At 70.1% G+C, this 15,039-nt stretch carries 13 protein-coding genes; 5 read left to right on the forward strand and 8 right to left on the reverse strand.

From position 1 onward, the window contains the following. Positions 1 to 148: 148 nt before the first annotated feature. From P8A20_RS00245 to P8A20_RS00265, 5 genes are all read right to left on the reverse strand, one after another. Positions 149 to 2,464 carry a 2-dehydropantoate 2-reductase gene (locus P8A20_RS00245; protein WP_306102604.1) on the reverse strand — a complete coding sequence of 772 codons (2,316 nt, stop codon included), beginning with the start codon at positions 2,462 to 2,464 and terminating at the stop codon, positions 149 to 151. Continuing rightward, positions 2,461 to 3,285, reverse strand: coding sequence for an SDR family NAD(P)-dependent oxidoreductase (locus tag P8A20_RS00250; protein ID WP_147964224.1), 825 nt, complete (start codon positions 3,283 to 3,285; stop codon positions 2,461 to 2,463). Before P8A20_RS00250 ends, P8A20_RS00245 begins: the two co-directional genes overlap by 4 nt. Next, positions 3,285 to 4,613: an MFS transporter gene (locus tag P8A20_RS00255; RefSeq protein WP_147964223.1), complete on the reverse strand. Its 1,329-nt coding sequence runs from the start codon at positions 4,611 to 4,613 to the stop codon at positions 3,285 to 3,287. Before P8A20_RS00255 ends, P8A20_RS00250 begins: the two co-directional genes overlap by 1 nt. Next, entirely contained in the window at positions 4,613 to 5,566 is a 954-nt protein-coding gene (locus tag P8A20_RS00260; protein WP_306102605.1) for a polysaccharide deacetylase family protein, read from the reverse strand. Before P8A20_RS00260 ends, P8A20_RS00255 begins: the two co-directional genes overlap by 1 nt. 104 nt (positions 5,567 to 5,670) lie before the next feature. Continuing rightward, positions 5,671 to 6,678 carry an Lrp/AsnC family transcriptional regulator gene (locus P8A20_RS00265; protein ID WP_147964221.1) on the reverse strand — a complete coding sequence of 336 codons (1,008 nt, stop codon included), beginning with the start codon at positions 6,676 to 6,678 and terminating at the stop codon, positions 5,671 to 5,673. Positions 6,679 to 7,147: 469 nt separating this feature from the next. Between P8A20_RS00265 and P8A20_RS00270 the strand changes: the two genes are divergently transcribed. Further along, positions 7,148 to 8,352 (forward strand): IS3 family transposase gene (locus tag P8A20_RS00270; RefSeq protein WP_147964220.1). Its coding sequence is split into 2 segments (ribosomal slippage): positions 7,148 to 7,439 and positions 7,439 to 8,352, totalling 1,206 coding nucleotides; the frame shifts between segments, so codons are not numbered across the junction. A 238-nt stretch (positions 8,353 to 8,590) separates the two neighbouring features. Further along, on the forward strand, positions 8,591 to 8,962 hold the full coding sequence (locus P8A20_RS00275; RefSeq protein ID WP_187282461.1) for a hypothetical protein: 372 nt from the start codon (positions 8,591 to 8,593) through the stop codon (positions 8,960 to 8,962). A gap of 142 nt (positions 8,963 to 9,104) precedes the next feature. On the opposite strand, the gene P8A20_RS00280 is transcribed toward P8A20_RS00275, so the two are convergent. Continuing rightward, positions 9,105 to 9,608: a hypothetical protein gene (locus P8A20_RS00280; protein WP_147964219.1), complete on the reverse strand. Its 504-nt coding sequence runs from the start codon at positions 9,606 to 9,608 to the stop codon at positions 9,105 to 9,107. A 178-nt stretch (positions 9,609 to 9,786) separates the two neighbouring features. Here P8A20_RS00280 and P8A20_RS00285 point away from each other — a divergent pair, with 178 nt between their 5' ends. The 3 genes from P8A20_RS00285 (at position 9,787) to P8A20_RS38590 (ending at position 12,331) form a co-directional block, all read left to right on the forward strand. Then, entirely contained in the window at positions 9,787 to 10,398 is a 612-nt protein-coding gene (locus P8A20_RS00285) for a DUF6461 domain-containing protein (protein WP_147964218.1), read from the forward strand. 866 nt (positions 10,399 to 11,264) lie between these two features. Next, on the forward strand, positions 11,265 to 11,711 hold the full coding sequence (locus P8A20_RS00290; RefSeq protein WP_147964217.1) for a hypothetical protein: 447 nt from the start codon (positions 11,265 to 11,267) through the stop codon (positions 11,709 to 11,711). Between the two features lie 23 nt (positions 11,712 to 11,734). Beyond that, on the forward strand, positions 11,735 to 12,331 hold the full coding sequence (locus P8A20_RS38590) for a hypothetical protein (RefSeq protein ID WP_371605878.1): 597 nt from the start codon (positions 11,735 to 11,737) through the stop codon (positions 12,329 to 12,331). On the opposite strand, the gene P8A20_RS00300 is transcribed toward P8A20_RS38590, so the two are convergent. Further along, positions 12,284 to 13,660 (reverse strand): hypothetical protein, encoded by a 1,377-nt coding sequence (locus tag P8A20_RS00300; protein WP_306102606.1) that lies wholly within the window; start codon positions 13,658 to 13,660, stop codon positions 12,284 to 12,286. The genes P8A20_RS38590 and P8A20_RS00300 overlap by 48 nt on opposite strands. 567 nt (positions 13,661 to 14,227) lie before the next feature. Continuing rightward, the gene (locus tag P8A20_RS00305; RefSeq protein WP_306102607.1) at positions 14,228 to 14,428 is read right to left on the reverse strand and encodes a hypothetical protein; all 201 of its coding nucleotides are present in this window, start codon (positions 14,426 to 14,428) and stop codon (positions 14,228 to 14,230) included. Positions 14,429 to 15,039 lie beyond the last annotated feature (611 nt).

Raw genomic sequence — 15,039 nt, forward strand, 5'->3', positions numbered from 1 at the left:
GGCCCGACGGGCGGTCGTCCCGCGTTCTTCCCGCCTTCGTCTCCATCGGCGGCAACGGCTCCGGTTCCGACCGCCGTTCATCCTTGAGATCGAGGCGCCGCTGTGCCGTGTCGGGAGACGAAGGCGGGACGGCCCGCCAGGGGATGACCTACTTCTGCAACGCGGCCGAGGCCCGCGCGGTGGGGTTGCCCTTGTCGGCAAGCGCTACGAGCACGGTGGCGGCCAGCGAGGCACGCGTGACCAGGCCGGAGACGGATGTGTTCTCCGAGCGGGCGTGTGCGCCCGAGCCGAGCGCCCCGATGCCGTCCAGAACCGGTGTGCCCGCGGCGACGACGAAGTTCCCGTCGCTGGCTCCCCCGACCGATGCTTCGGGCAGGTCGTGCCCGAGCAGCCCGGCACATCGGCGTGCCAGTTCGGCGAGGGCGGCGACCTGCTCGGTCCGTTCGAAGACGGGGCGGTTCCAGTCGCCGGTGACCTCCACCCGGGTGCCCTGGTCGAAGGGGCGCAGGCCGGCGAGGGCCTCCGCGACGCGCTGCTGTTCGGTGGCGGAGGCGACACGGACGTCGATGCGGGCGACGGCGTGCCCGGCCGTGACGTTGGCGCGGGTGCCGCCCTCCACCACACCCACGTTGAGCGAGGTGCCGGCCTCGTGATCGCGCAGCTCGCCCAGGCGCAGGATCTGGCGGGCTAGTTCGTCCACGGCGCTGGCCCCGGCCGTGGGGTCCAGCCCGGCGTGGGCCTCGTCGCCGGTGACGGTGAGGGTGAACAGCCCCACCCCCTTGCGGGCGGTCTTGATCGCGCCGTCCGCAGCCGCCTCGAAGACCATCGCGAGTCGACTGTCGCGGGCCTCGGCGACGATGGCCTCGTGGGAGGCGAGACTGCCGGTCTCCTCGTCGCCGTTCAGCATCAGGGTGCAGGCCGGGCAGGGCAGGCCGAGGGCATCGAGCGCGCGCAGGGCCCACACCGCCTGGACGAGGCCTGCTTTCATGTCGAACACGCCGGGTCCGCTGATGCGGTCGCCCTCCCGGCGGAAGGGCCACGTGTCGAGAGTGCCGGTCGGCCAGACGGTGTCGTAGTGGCCGAGGAGCAGAACCGGGCGGTCGTCACCGGCGGCGACCGCGCCCCGGGCGGGGTAGCGGCGGATCAGGATGTCCCCCGCCGTCGCACGGGGGAGGACCTCTTCGGCGTTTGGTGCTCCGAGGCGCTGGTCGAGCCAGCCGCGCAGCCAGTCGAGGCACCGGTCCAGTGCGTCAGGATCGTCGCTCGCGCTGCCCTGGGAGGTGTAGGCGGCGAGGTCGGTGACCATGTCCTCGCAGTGGTCGTCGAGCCACTTCTGGACCGCGACGGCCTGTGCGGAACCGTGCGGCCCGGCGGAGACCGGCGGCTGGGGAAGGTGGTCGGCACGGCTGCCGTCATCGACGCGGGCGAGGTGGGTGAGGGCGAGGCGGTCGAGTTCGTCCAGCGACGATTCCGTCATCTCGTGCGGAACGCCCTCCAGTTGCCGCAGTCTGTCCATGACCGTGCGCAGCACAGTGGTGGGCAGTGCTTCGCGCGCGGCGTGGTCGAACACGTCGCCGTAGTGCGTGGGGGCTTCGACGGGACGGTGGCGTACGGCGAGGTCGCGCCAGATGCCGCTGCGGTCCTTGGTCTGGGTGCGGAGCCAGGCGGTCAGACGGTCGAACGCTGCGTCGCGCTCCGCAGTGGAGCCACCCGGCCGGAAGGGGCGGGGGTCGAAGGCGTCGAACGGCTCCAGCGTGATGCCCAGACGGTCGGCCACGGTGAAGATCTCATCCGTCAGGCCGGTCATCGCCGGCCGGTGTCGGTCGATGAGGTCCGCCATGGGCGCGTCCGCAATGGCCGTGGCGGCGAGCATGGCCCCGAATCCCGCCTTGGCCCACAGGTATCCCTCGACATTGTCGCTGGCCACGGCCGGACCCCAGCTCTGCAGATCGGCGACCAGGGCGCGGACGCGGGCACTGACCGGAGCGCCGTCGGGTTCGCCGATGACGAGGGCCCCGGCACCGCCGTCGAGGACGACACCCGGCTCGATGACATCGGCGAAGATGTTCACAAAGGCCGCGAGGGTGCGCTCGGCGCCCACGCGCCGGGCGATCAGCGCCTCGTTGAATCCGTTCTGCAGGGAGCATACGTAGCCGTCGGGGGCGAGACGGGACTCGATCCAGTCGAGCGCGGCTCCGGTGGCCTGCGCCTTCACGGCCAGCAGGACGCGGCCGAGGGTGCCGGAGAACTCGTCGGGGGTGGTGGCCGTGACCGGGACGCTCGTACGGGTGTCGCCGTGGGCGACGACGAGTCCGTGCGCGCGGATCGCGTCGACATGGGCGCGGTCGGTGTCGACGACGCTGACCGGGTGGCCGGCGCGGGCGAGAGCGAAGGCGAGGGTGCCGCCGATCGCCCCCGCGCCGACGACGGTGTAGGCGGCCGGCTGCGGAATGGTGTCGCTCATCGGGTCTGTTCCTCCGGTGTCGTGGTAGCCGCCGCGACGCCGGCGGGCGAGGTGGCGCGGGCGACGTCGGGCTGCCAGATGCGGGGCAGGTGGAGGGCGCCGGCACTCGATCCGCCGTCCACGCGCAGGACCTCTCCGGTGATCCAGGAGGCTTCAGGCCCGGCGAGCCAGCACACGGCTCGTGCGATGTCCTGCGGTGTCCCGGGGCGGCCCAGCGGATTGGTTCCGATGGCTTCGGCATACTGCGCGGACACGGGGTTGCAGTCGCTGTTCACCAGGACGAACCCGGGGCTGACCGCGTTGACGCGGATCCTGTGCGCGCCCAGTTCCAGGGCGGCGGCCCGGGTGGCCATCTCGAGAGCCGCCTTCGAGCTGGCGTAAGGGCCCCCGCCGGGGCGTGCGCGCAGGGCCGAGCCGGAGGAGATGTTGACGACGGAACCGGCCCGCTCCTGCCCGATGGCCAGGCGGGCGAACGCGCCGGTCGCCAGGACCGGCGCCCGTAGGTTCACGGCGAAGAGCCGGTCCCAGGAGCGGGCGTCGAGATCGGCCATGTCGAGGGAGGGATAGACGCCCGCCGCGTTGACGAGGACGTCGACCGGGCCGTTCTCCACCCAGGCCCGTTCGACCAGGTCGGCCGGGGCGTCGATGTCGGTGAGGTCCGCGGCCAGGATCACGGCGCCACCGCCGAGGCGGGCGGCCGTGGCCCGGAGGGCGTCGTGGTCACGGTCCCCGAGGGTCAGGCACGCTCCCTGGGCGGCGAACGCCTCCGCTATCGCACTGCCGATGCCGCCCGCGGCGCCGGTGACGAGTACGTGGCGCATCAGTTGAACTCCTTGTCCTTCGTCTCCGGCATCGTGAGGTAGACGATGAGGGAGATCAGCGAGGCGGCGGACACATAGATCCACAGCAGGTCGCTGTGACCGCTCTCGTGGAGCCACGTGGTGAGGTAGGGCGCCGTGCCGCCGAACAGGGCGACGGCGAGGGCGTAGGGCAGGGCGATTCCGGTGGCGCGCACCTCTGCCGGGAACTGCTCGGCCATGATGACGGCGCAGTTCGCGGAGTAGCCGAGGATCAGCAGCATGCCCGCGAGCTGGACCAGGAACAGACTGATGAAGCTGCCGTTGAGCATGTGCAGCAGGGGCCAAGCCAGTACGACGAACCCTCCGGCGAACCCGGCCATCGTCGGCTTGCGTCCGATCCGGTCGGAGAGCATCCCGACGAACGGAAGCGCGACGACGAAGACGACCAGACAGAGCGTCTGGGACAGCAGCGCGCTCCGCAGAGGGATGCCGGTGGTCAGATTCGCGTACGTGGGAAGGTAGTTGACCCAGATGTAGTACGTGAGGGTGCCCGCGATCGTGATGCCGGCGACACGCAGTGCGGCCGCGGGGTGTTCGACGAACATCGCCTTGACGGGGTTGGTGCGGGTCCGGCCGGTGGACTGCGCCTGGGAGAAGGCCTCGGTGTCCTCGACGGAGACCCGCAGCCACAGGCCGACCAGCCCGAGCAGTCCGCCGAAGATGAACGCCGCCCGCCAGCCCCACGAATGCAGCGCGCCGTCGCTGAGCACCGACGTGGCAAGGGTGCCCAGGAGGGAAGCGATGAGGACGCCGCCGGCCACCGACACCTGCTGCCAGGAGCCGGCGAACGCGCGCTTGCCTCCGGCGGCGGACTCGACGAGGAAGGCGGAGGACGAGCCGAACTCGCCGCCCGCGGAAAAGCCCTGCACGAGCCGGGCGATCAGCAGCACGAGAGGCGACAGGATGCCGATGCTCTCGTAGGACGGGGTGATGGCGATGATGAAACCGGCGCCCGCCATCAGGGCTACGGTGAGGGTCATGCCCTTCTTGCGCCCGCTCCGGTCGGCGTAGGCGCCGAGCACAGCGGCCCCGACCGGGCGCATGACGAACCCGACGGCGAAGACCGCGAGCGTGGCCAGCAGGGACACCGCTTCGTCGCCCTTGGGGAAGAACTCGTCGGCGATGATCTTGGCGAAGATCGAATACAGGGCCCAGTCGACCCACTCGACGGTGTTGCCGATCGTGCCGGCGACGAGGGCCTTGCGCTGCGCACGGCCGGTCCTGCCCTCGTCGGGCACACCGCTGGTCTTGTAACGAGGCCCTGGGGGCGTCGCGGATCCGGTGTTCATCAGGTGCGCTCCGGGGTGTCAGCGGCAGGACGGGAAAGGGACGGGTCGAGCAGCACGCCACGGGCCGTGTCGGCGAGCTCGGCATGGGTCGCGAACCAGACATCACGGTGGGAGGTGATGTGGTCGAGCAGTTCCCGAAGCGCCACCAGACGCGAGCGGTGGCCGATGACGTGCGGGTGCAGGGTGAGCTGGAAGACTCCGCCGTCGCGGTAGGCGGCGTCGAACTCGTCCGTCCAGATCTCCCGGACGTCACGCGGCCGGCTGTGCGGGCGGACGGAGCCGTAACGGTCCATCGTGAAATACGGGGCGTCGTCCCGGATCCAGTCGACGGGGATCTCGACCAGCCCGGTGGGCAGGCCCTCGGCGACGATCTCGTAGGGCTCGTCGTCGGCCATCAGGGAGGAGTCGTACGCGAAGCCGAGTTCGAGCATGATGCCGAGCGTAGAGGCCGAGAAGTCCCAGGACGGGGTCCGGATGCCGACAGGCCGCTGCCCGGTCAGGGTCGTGAGGGCGTCCAGGGCGCGGACGGTCAGTTCCCGCTCGTCGTCACGGCCCAGCAGCATGTTCCGTTCGTGGATCCAGCCGTGGACAGCCAGTTCGTGCCCGTCACGGGTGTAGGCGCGGGCCTCCTCGGGGTGCAGGAGCGCGGAGACCGCAGGCATGAAGAACGTCGCCGGAACGCCGTAGCGGGCCAGCAGGGCGAGGATCCGCGGAGCGCCGGCGCGGGCGCCGTACTCGCCCTGGGCGAGCCGGCCGGGGCTCGTCTCGCCGTCGCGCAGCGGGATCGTCTCGTGGTCGGAGTCGAAGGACAGGGCGACCGCGACGCGGGCGCCGCCGGGCCACCGGTGAGGGACCAGCCTTCGGCCCGCGCGTACGGCGTCGACGTGGCTGCGCCAGGTGGGCTCGGGCCAGCGCCAGCTGTCCGCGGGCAGGCTGAAGTCGTCTGTGGGCATGGTGACTCCACCAGGGTCGGGAACGGAAGAACGGAACGAGGAAAGACGTGGGCGGCACCGTGACCGTGGGGACGGTGACGTGAGGGAGCTGACGGGCCGGCCGTTCAGGCGGTGCTGCGCATCCGGTGCCAGGAGTACTTCATGGTGGCGAGGTGCAGAGTCACGTCGGAAGCGATCAGTCCGGGCAGCGCGCCGATGACATCGCTGGTGTAGTGGAACAGGTCGGTGCGGCGGGGCAGCACCATGTGCCCGACCAGGTTGAAGCGTCCGGTCGCCGCGCTCAGGAACTTCGTCCCCGGGTGCTGGGCGAGTTGACGTCCCGCAGCGTCGAGCCTGTCGGGTTCGATCGACAGCCACACCATGAACTCCGCCTCGTACCCGAGCAGTCTCGGTTCGACAAGGGTGCGGAACTGGAGGATGCCGCGGGAGATCAGCCGGTCCATCGCCCGCGCGACGCTGGACTCGGTGTGGCCAAGACGCCGGGCCAGCGCGCTGACCTGCACGCGGCCGTCCTCCTTGAGGGCTGCGGCGACCTCCTGTTCCAGGACGGTGAGCGCTTGTGGCGCCCCGTCCCAGTCGGCGCGGTCGCACGACGACGCGGAAGTGGCCGGCCGCAGGTCGGCGGCCGCCTCCGCGGGCAGCAGCCCCGTGTCCCACATCGAGGCCGACGTGAACGCCCGGATGACGGGAACCGCCTCGGTGCTGGTGACGAGGTCCGCCGCGGGCAGGTCGGTGAAGAGCATCCGCATCATCTCCTCGTTGTCAGCGGCGACGAAGTCGACGATCAGATCCGCCGCACCGGTCACGACGGCCACGAAGCGGACGTCCGGGCTGGCAGCGAACCGGTCCGCGGCCTCCAGCCCGTGACCCGGGCGCGTCTGCACGCGGACGAGCATCGAGGAGCCCTCCCGAGTCCGGTCGAGCTCCACCGTGCCGACGACCCGCAGCAGCCCCTGTTCGCGCAGAGCGGTGTAGCGACGCTGGGCGGTCGTCTCGCTGGCGCCCACCCACCGTGCCACCGCGTTCCACGGGGCACGTCCGTTCAGCTGGAGCGCGGCGATGACGCGGCGGTCCAGCTGATCGATGACGTCTACAGGGGCTCGGTCGGTCATGAAGGCGACGCTAATCAGCGTGTACTCGGCCGTCAACGATGGAATCCTGCATCGTCCCTGCTCATGCCCCTGTCATTCAGTACCTCGCAGGTTTCGTGGGGGTAAAGAACGCAGCTACGGGAGGTCTGCCCGGGTGGCCGAAACGTGCAGGATTACGCCGAGAGGGTGTCTGAAAAAGTTCATCCGGGGCCGGGGTCGCCTGAGGCTTGCCGCGTGGACCTGAAGTCCGCGCACTGTCCGACGCGCCGTGCCGGACGGTGGTCGGACGTCTCATCAGCGTCCTTGACGACGACACCTTCTGTGCCGGCTGCACCACTCACCCGGTCATGTCTTGGACAGGCGCGTGCCCGACTGGGCGAGGCCCGCTGTCCTCCGGCATGACCATGAACAAGGCACCGGGCCCGGGCCTTGACCCTCGATGTTGGACACACGAGACACTGGATCCTGTGGATCTGAGGACGGACATCTCGTGGTCATGAAGAACTACCCGCCGCAGTTCAAGGCAGACGCGGTCGCGCTGTACGAGTCGCGGCCCGATGCGACGATCAGGTCGGTCGCCGCGGATCTGGGGATCAATCAGGAGACGCTGCGGAACTGGGTGAGGACGGCCGGAGCCAGCCGTCCCCGGGGTCGACGGACACAGGAGCCGGCCCAGCCGCCGGCCCCGCTGGAGGCGGAGAACGCGGCTCTGCGGAAGAAGGTCCGCGAGCTGGAGGAGGAGCGCGAGATTCTGCGGAAGGCGGCGAAGCTTTTCGCCGGGGAGACGCGCTGGTGAACCCCTTCCAGGGTGTCGCTGACCTCCAGCGCCGTTACGGCGTGAAGCGGCTGTGCGAGGTCCTCGGCGTCGCCCGCTCGAGTTTCTACTACTGGCGCCGGACGGCCCCGGGCCGGGCCGCGCGGCAGGCCGGCGATGCACGTCTGGCCGCCCGGATACGGGTGGTGCACCAGGAATCGGACGGCACCTACGAAGTTCCGAGGATCACCGCCGAGCTCCGCGAGGTGAGCGGTGAGGCGGTCAACCACAAGCGCGTCGCCAGGATCATGCGGGCGTTCGGGATCGAAGGCGTCCGCCTGTGCCGCCGGCATCGCACCACCATCTCCGACCCCGCTGCGGCCGAGGCGCCCGACCTTATCGGGCGCGACTTCACCGCAGGTGAGCCGAACACGAAGTACGTCGGCGACATCACCTACCTGCCCATCGACGGCGAGAAGTCCAGCTACCTGGCGACCGTTGTCGACCTCGCCTCCCGGCGCCTGGCCGGCTGGGCGATCGCCGACCACATGCGGACCGACCTCGTCACCGACGCCCTGGCGGCCCCCGTCCGGACTCGCGGAAGCCTTGCCGGATCGATCATGCACACCGACCACGGAGCTCAGTACACGAGCCGGTCCTTCGCCGAAGCCTGCAGGTCAGCCAGGGTCCGGCAGTCCATGAGTGCGGTGGGGTCCAGCGCGGACAACGCACTCGTCGAGTCCTTCAACGCGACCTTCAAACGCGAGACCCTGCAAGGGCGAAAGAGCTGGAGCGACGAGCGCGAGGCCCGGCTCGACGCCTTCCGATGGCTCCACCGCTACAGCACCCGACGCCGCCACTCCCCCCTCGGACAACGATCACCGATCGTCTTCGAGAACACCCTCCACCACCCACCAACTACGCTGGCGCAAGCCGCATAACCCGTGTCCAGGATTCGAGGTCAAGGCCCATCTGATGCCCACACGTCGGATGGGACCCGGCCGATCGACCACGCCGGGAGGCGCTGTCGCTAAGATCCGCTCATGACGTCACGACGGGCAGATGCCGCGTAGACCGCCGCGTAAGGTTCGGGTCGTAGCTCCCGGCCCTCCAGGCAATGGTGCCACCACCAGCACGTTGTTCGTCAGTCGCTGCCCCGGGGTACCGGTTTGTGCGGGTATGCACACGTACCTCTTTGTCGATGGACTCGACATCATCGCGCGAAGCCACAGCGGGGCCGTCGGCCTGCATCCCCGACGACTCCTCCGCCCCGGCGGACCGCTCTATCCGGCCGATGCAATTCGAGACGTCAACGTGGCTTCTGTGGTGCCCTCCGACCCCGACGCGGGTGGGCTCGTCGTCCGTGTGCGCCTCCAGGGCGAGACCGTCGTCTGGACCGATCTGTTGTACCCAGACCTCCAGGGCAGGCTCGTAGGCGAAGTCCGGTTCGATCTCAGGCAGTACCTCGGCGAGATCGAGAGGGCCTATGGGGAGTGGGAGGATGCCGACGACGAGGCCAGCGTGAGGACGGCACTTGAGGGAATCCGGTGACCGGACCGCGAAACCGGAGTGAGGCGAGCTTGACCGGTCCCCCTCTGCGCGCGGCCGGCCCGCCATGTACGGTCGGGCCTCGTTCCGGCTCCTGAGGCTTCGGATTCTCACCCGGCTTGACCCGGCCTTTCGCGAACAGCAGTCAGAGCTGGCCGCTGATCTGCCGAGAGAGCCCTTCCAGGAACTCCTGAAGACCGGCCGCAGCGAGGTCGAACTGATCGAACCATGAGGCGGTGGTCGACCTCCACACCCGCCCGGATCCTGCCAGCGCGAACAGATGCCCGCCACCGTCGCTCGCGAAGACCATCGCAGGCTCCTCCCCGTCGATCTGGACAGCCCCGTACTCGCGGAAGTGCTCCGCGACCAGCGAGGCAGGATGAACAAAGTAGCCGTTCTCCACATCGGGCAGGGAGACCTCGTCGATCACCCAGTACATCGTGGTCAGGTCCGAGGGAATCGGCGTCAGCTCCACCAGCGTCTCGGTGGCCTGATGACTCGCCTCCGAGGCGAGTACGACCACGTTGGTGCCGGGCTCGAAACCATGCCGTGCCTGAAACGACTGCATGAACTTCGCGAGGGACGCAGCTGCCTGCTCACACCAACCGTGAAGCCACTCAGCATCAAGCCGTCCGACAACCGTGGTCACTCCCTGCCTTCGCCCCGGACCTGCTCATACGAGTCCGGAAGAACCTACAAGAGCATTTACGCAGATCCGGTCAGAGCCTTGAATCTCCCCACCCGACGCTCAGGTGCTGGGCAGCGCCGCTCACGTAGTTCCTCACGCCGATGCCTCGGCCGTCGGGAACGCCTGGTATGCATGCGCCATGGACGATCAGGACGACCGGTTCGACTGGATCGATGAGGAGGACGGCCTCTACCCCGTACTCACACTCGTCGAGGGGGTCACCGAAGAAGAGGTTCTCCGAGGGTTCGGAGGCGACCCCGAGGCCACGCGTCTTCTGGCGGCCGAGGAGATCTACGATCTCCAGCCGCGTAACCTCGACCGTCGCGACCACGTGGGTGTCGGCACAGTCGGCGACACGGTGTTCGCGTTGGAGGTCGTCGGGTCGACCGGAGCAGTGCCGGGGGTGCTGCGCAACTTGTCTCGCGGAGGCAGGTGCTTTGGTCTCCTGCTCGGTATCAGCGGCGGCGACCGTGTTTTTTACGCAGTTGACGGTGACCTCGTCGTCTACGAGGAGCCCTACGGACCCGTCACGCCGTTGCGAGAGGGCGACGCCCGTTGGGATCCCTTCTGGTGCGCTGGTCTGATCGACGTCACCGACCCAACCGAGTTCTGGGGCCTGAAGCTGTTCCTCCTGGCCGAGCGGGTGATGGGCGTGACAATCGAACGGTCATGGTTCACCCGGCCACTGAGAACTGCGGAGGTCCCCGACCCTTTGGCCTACATGAATACGCCGGCATGGGACATCCCCTGAACCCCCGCGCTCTGCCGCGCCGCTGGGCGATGGGCCTGCCGCGACCGGCCACCTCGGTGCCCGGTCGCGGTCCTCCGAACCGCCTGCTGCGGCCCGCTGGATACGCCCCAGCCGCCCAGCGCCGGCACCCGTTCGGGCTCGACGACCCGCCTCGTCGGCACCCAGTAGACACGCCATCCCGGCACCACAGACATCCCTCTTGACCGGCATAGTCCGGTCTGCGGCCGGCAGACCTCGCACGCTCGATGTCCGGCTGCGCGAGCGCGACCATGCCGTCCTCGCGGGAGACCAACGCGACTCTGATCAAGGTAGGTGGCGCAGCCCCCCACGATGCAGCGGCGCCGTCGACGAGGAGCGCTGCGGCTGCATCCTCCAGGACGACTCTGGCCGTGCCCGTTCCCGGGTTACCTGGATCTCCAGTTCCCGGACGCGGCGCTCGGTCTGCCCGAACTGCCAACACGGCCATTCCAGAAGAACCAGGTTCTTCTCCAAGTCGCCGATGGTGTGGGAGTGCGGGATGCCGTCGGGCACGGCTACGCGCCAGAGCCCGCGGGCAGGTTTCGGCCCGCCAACCGCCACAGGCCGCAGGCGCAGCCTGTGGCGGTTGGCGCGGCTCCGGCCGCATGGCGTGGGCGTAAGCAGCACGGTCAGCTTCCTGGCCTGCTGGCTCGCGAGCCGCGGTGGCCAGCCCCGTGCGCAGGTCGTGGACGGCCGACGGTCCAGCGGCCCGGAAGAGGTCGTGGACGCCCTCGTGCACCCTGGTCCACACCCACTTCACTGCCACGAGTCCGAGAGATCGCAGTCGGCAGTAGGTGGTCGTCGTTTCCGGCTTGTGGCGCAGTGCTGTTCGTTGGGAGCATCTCCGTATGTTCGAGTTGCTTCCCGAGGTCGGTCTTCGACTGCCTGGCTGTGCCGGCACTCTCCGCTTCGGGGTGGACGAGCGCACCGCTCAGTGGGCGGTTGCCACCGTCGCCGACGTTCGCGTTGGTTGGGTCTGTGGCGTCCGCTGGGCCTTCAGCGCGCGGTACCGGGGTCTGACGCTCGACGTACATGGTGACGCCACGGACCGCCGTGGTCGGCATCAGAGCGCCGCTGGTCTGGTCGGTATCGGCCTCACCCGTGACCCCTTCACGCTCGCTGGGCCGTCCGCCTGCCCGGTTGTCCTCCGCGGCATCGACCTCTTCGGCTACCCGACCGCCGAGGTTTCGGATGCTCTGCATGACGGCCTGTCCCCGACGCTCCGGCTCAGCGGCGACGGTCTGTACCTCAGCGCCGTGTCGGTCCGTGTGGAACCCGTGTCCGTCGAGAGCTGAGCACGGTACGGAAGTGACCCGCCGTGCTGCCCCAGGCCGCTACGCCCGGCCGTCTGTTCACCATCAGCCCGGCCACCTTCGACCTGTACACGGTCGGCGTGCACTGGGCGCTCGGCAACATTGGCGCCGCCCTGGACGCCGGGAGGAACGTTCGGCCCAAGCAGTTCCCGACTGCCGAGCGCATGGCCCGCCTGGGCACCGACATGGCGCGCGCCCGGTGGGCCTGGCAACGTCCCGAGCAGACCGCCCGCGCGCTGCTGGATGCCTACCGGGCCAGACTCGGCGAGGCCCGCGACCGGCCCGCCATCCGCCATATCGTCACCAAGCTCGCCGAGCGGCACCCAGGCACCAGCAGCGCGCATGCGAACTGCACGCCGCAACACGGGCTGTCTGGCGGCCGTTGCGACGCCTCGTTCGAGACGGCATACCCAGCAGCAGCTCGCCCGGCGGCCGGCCCGTCGGGCGCAGCTGCTTCGGCGCCACCGGACGGCTGCGTGGCAGTACCAAAGCGGTGTCAGGATTCCCAGCTGCGCGCCGGTCGCCGTGTCGACCGTCAGCAACAGAGAGGCGGTCTAATCCCCCGCCCCCTCGGCGCACGCCGAGCGGATCTCTTCCAGTAGTTCCGGGTAGTGCTCGCCATAGGTGTTCACCGCGTGCCACACCGCGTCCAGTGCCGCCTTGAGCGGGACGGGCTCGGCTGCCGCCAGCACCGCGGGGAGGGCGAAGTAGGGCTGTGCGATCTGCGAGGGTTCGCGCGGGGTACCGAAGATGTGGACCACCACGGCAGCGTCGTGTCCCGTGCCTGCGGCCGGTGTCATGCTCCGGCCGGCGGGCGCCGCCGGTGCGAGCGTGCCGGGTGCCCGGCCGAGGCCCGGCCGGCTCGGTGGGTCCTCCCCCGACTCCATGGCCGAGACCCACTTTGCCCTTCTTCCGGCCGTCGCCGGAGGAGCCTGCTGCTGGTGCAGCGCCCGGTCCGCAGGGGCCGGCGGCCGGTAGGACGGTCGCTCCGGAGGTATCGCCTCAAGCACCGACCGCTCCGGAACGCGAGGATCGCAGCGCAGGGTCTCCCACATCCGGGCCGTGTCGTCGAACGGCGGGGGCAGTGGACGCTTGTGCGCCAACGCGGTGAGCGCCTCGGTGACCCACGGCACATCGGTCAGGCCCGCCGTCTCGCAGGCCCGCCGGGCGGCCAGCAGCGCTACCGCACGCTGGACGCCGGGACCGACCGTGCCAAGAGCGTGCACCAGGTCGCTGTCGAAGCGGAGCAGGCCCAGGACGTTACTCTCACGGGCATCGCGCAGTGCCTGGCTCGGCAGCCGTCCGCCCCATTGCCAGCGCTCGTGGTGCACTCGCCGTTCCTCGGCGGCCCGCTCCTGGGCCCGGCGAGCCAAGCACTCGGTCTCGGCGCGCTGGAGGGGTGTGGGCGGGGGCGGAAGGTCGCGCGCGTAGCGGTGCCAGTACGCGGCGTTCTGTGAGGTCTGGTGGATCACCCGGTCCGGGCGGGGCGGCGCGGGCCAGAACTGCAGGAGGTAGCTGTCCGCCTGCGGCTCCCCGGTCACTCGAGTGTCGCGTTCGCGTCCCTCGTCCATCCCCCGGGCGCAGTACCGCACCCGGTAGTCGGTCCGAGGAAGGTCCAGGTCCCACGCGGCCTCGCCCGCCCACTGCACCAGGCTGGTGCGTTCCGACACCGGCCGGAAGGACACCTCCACCACGTCCTCCCAAGCCGGATCCAGCGCCGGGGGCGCATCGTGGACCTCAACGACGAAGCCGACATTGCCCGTGTGCAGTCCGGTGCTCAGCCAGAGCGCGCCCGGGACCGCGGCCCCGCACAACCCGCCGTTCTGACCCGCGAACGCCTCCGAAAGGCCCGGGGTCGTGCCGGCCGGATCGCTCTCGACATAGATCTGACCGTAGTGAACATGCACCTCGCCCGTGACCGGCCTGCGCACAGCACCCCCTCATCCAGGACGGCCTCGAAAGCCCCCTGTCGGGCAGGCCGTCACCTGCCCCGCATCATGCTGCAGACCACTGACAACAGAGCCGACGAGGCCGTGAGACCGGCGACGGTGTCGGCCACTGGTCAAGGACGGGCAGCCTGCCGAACACCTCGCGCACCGGCACAGCGGTGCTCCGGCCCGAGTCGCATTCAGCGACGACAGCCGCCACCGGGGCAGGAAAGGCGGTGGCGGGGCGGAGCAGGGCCGCGAGCGTAGCAGCGGCGACCGCGGCTCGGGTGCGGCGCACGGCCCAGTCATCATCGGGATCAAGCAGCGCCGCGCGCCCGGCCGTGGAAATGGCCGGGCGCACCGCTACTTCACGCGCGCGCGGGTAGGGCGGTCAGCCGTCACCGGCATCGTGGTGGGTGGGCGGGTGGTCAGTGGCGGCCGCTGCGGTGGGAGTCCCAGGATTCACGATCGATGAGGCAGTCACGGCAGTCACGGCAGTCACGGCAGTCACGGCAGTTACGGCAGTTACGGCAGTTACGGCAGTCACGGCAGTTACGGCAGTCACGGCAGTCACGGCAGGGTGTAGTGGTCGATGATCCACACGTAGCGCTGTTTACACGTCAGGCTCGTCACCCACCGTCGCGTGCCGGCCGGGTGCTGGCCGCGCTGGTCCTGGGCGTCGCCAGGTTGCAGGAGGTGGGTGCGGGCGGTTCGGACACCGCCGGTGTCCTGGCCTGTGGCGGTGGGCGGGCGGGCGGGCGGGCGGTCCACAGTGGTGCGATCCTCCTGTGAGTCGTCCGGATGGGTGGCCAGGTGGTTTGGTGCGGGTGCTGACCAGTGGTGCGGTGCGCGTGGGCATGCGGGTCTTGCCGAGCCGTTCGGTGCGTTCGGTGTCCGCTGTGAGCAGGTCGTCCAGGGGGCCGGTGCAGCCGGGCCGGCTCGCGGTGGCGATCAGCAGGGGCCGTGGGAGGTTCTGGCAGGGCGGGGCGTGTTCCCGCCCCGACGTCCACCGATCGGTGTGGATCGCCATGTCCCGGCGCGGGCCGGGTACTGACGGGTTGTCGGTCATCGGTGGCTCCCTGTGGGAAGCGGCCCGGCGCGCGCAGCGTACGCATCGAGAGACGGCACGGTTTTTTGCGGTGGTCCGGTCGGGCTCGGCCGTCGGACGGCGGAGTGTGGTTGTTCGCGACCCGGCCCCGCGGGCCGCACGGAGGCGTGTTCGGCTCCTTTGGGGTCTGCGGCCTGTTGTCCGGGGCCCGGGAGGCACCGGCCGATCCGGATCGGTGAGCTCAGCGGCGTCCTGTGCTCGTCCCGGTGCCGTCCGGCCTACGGGGCCGGACGGCTGCGCTGAACCTGCCGGGGTCCGGACGGGCAGAAGCGGA

Source organism: Streptomyces sp. Alt3 (assembly GCF_030719215.1).
In the GTDB taxonomy this organism is placed as follows: Bacteria; Actinomycetota; Actinomycetes; order Streptomycetales; family Streptomycetaceae; genus Streptomyces; species Streptomyces glycanivorans.